The 1,309-nt window shown below is 50.2% G+C and carries 2 protein-coding genes; both read right to left on the bottom strand.

The genetic code is table 11. The features are described from left to right. Nucleotides 1–55: 55 nt before the first annotated feature. On the bottom strand, nt 56–1,027 hold the full coding sequence (locus tag B0G52_RS35140) for an IS3 family transposase (protein ID WP_233163370.1): 972 nt from the start codon (nt 1,025–1,027) through the stop codon (nt 56–58). Further along, nucleotides 940–1,230: a transposase gene (locus B0G52_RS35135; RefSeq protein ID WP_094051100.1), complete on the bottom strand. Its 291-nt coding sequence runs from the start codon at nt 1,228–1,230 to the stop codon at nt 940–942. Before B0G52_RS35135 ends, B0G52_RS35140 begins: the two co-directional genes overlap by 88 nt. Nucleotides 1,231–1,309: the final 79 nt, after the last annotated feature.

Below are 1,309 nucleotides of genomic sequence, written 5' to 3'. Positions count from 1 at the left end.
TGGAGTTGTCAAGAAAAGTGCAGTTTGAAAACACACTCATACAGAAATCCCGTTGCTAAACTGCTCGTGAAAACAATCTTTCGCGATAAATAGCTGGGGGCCAGCCGCCTGGATTAGAGGTGTAGATCCGCCTCCTGTTGTAGTAAACCATGATGTACCTGAAGATGACCGATTTGATATACGCCATCGGATATTGCTCTGTGCGGATCTTGTACAGCTTTTCTTTCTTCAGCGTAGCAAAAAAGCTTTCCATCCTCGCGTTATCATAGCAGCGCCCCGTGCCGCTCATGCTTTGAACGGCACCACGTTTAGCCAGACACGCTCGGAAAGCATGGCTCGTGAATTGGCTACCTCGATCGCTGTGATAGATCATGCCGCGAGCCTTTCTTGATTTACAGGCGTTTTCAAAAGCTTCGATGCAGAGCTCCTTGCGCATGTTGTCGTCCATGGCCATGCCGACGATCTCTCCATTGAAGCAATCCATTACAGCCGATAGATACAGCTTGCCGTCTGAGCATGGGACTTCGGTGATATCTGATAGCCACTTTTTGTTAGGTGCTGGAGACTTGAAGTCCCTGCGAAGCAGGTTCTCGCTCTTCTGAGCTGCGGCATCCTCGCGTGTAATGCCGTTCGGGTGTCGCTTGGCTTTCTTAAGCAGTCCATGCTGCTTCATCATGCGGTAGACGGTGCTGTAGCTGGTCTGAATCTCTATTTGTGACAGCGCCAGCAGGATACGCTGGACGCCATAATTACGGTTGTCTTCATGTTCGCCGATGATGTCCTTGATTTTGACCAGAAGGCGTTGCTGCCGCTCCTGTTTGGGCGTAGGCTTCAAGCTACGATAATAGCCCGATTCGCTGACTGCAAGTACATTGCACATCTGCTTTACGGTCCATCGATCCCGTCGTGCACGAATGTAAGCATAGAGCTGGCATGCTTTTACCGCTTCCGGTCCTTTGCGAAAAAACCGAGTGCGTCCTTGAGAATTTCGTTCGCGCGACGCAACTCGCCGATTTCTTTTTCTAATTCGATTTCTCGCGCGGTCTTGTCGGCAGACGCGTAAGCGCGTCCGCTCCCGATATGCGCTCCGTCACCGTGCAGGGTTCTTCGTTTTCTCCATTCCTGCAAGGTGTGGTAGGGGATGCCCAACTGCTCTGCGGCTCTCTTGGGGCCAATCTCATCGCTCAATCTTACTGCTTCTTCTTTAAATGCTTTGTCGTATCGATTCATTTTCGTTCGCTCCCTCGTTAGCTTTCATTTTATTTCATACGAGGGTGTTTTTCGACTGCATTTTTATCGTAGCACTCCA

It is taken from the genome of Cohnella sp. SGD-V74, assembly GCF_003001675.1.
In the GTDB taxonomy this organism is placed as follows: domain Bacteria; phylum Bacillota; class Bacilli; order Paenibacillales; family Paenibacillaceae; genus Cohnella.
The sequence above is the reverse complement of the archived record's forward strand: the minus strand, read 5'-3'. Positions and strand labels throughout refer to the sequence as shown.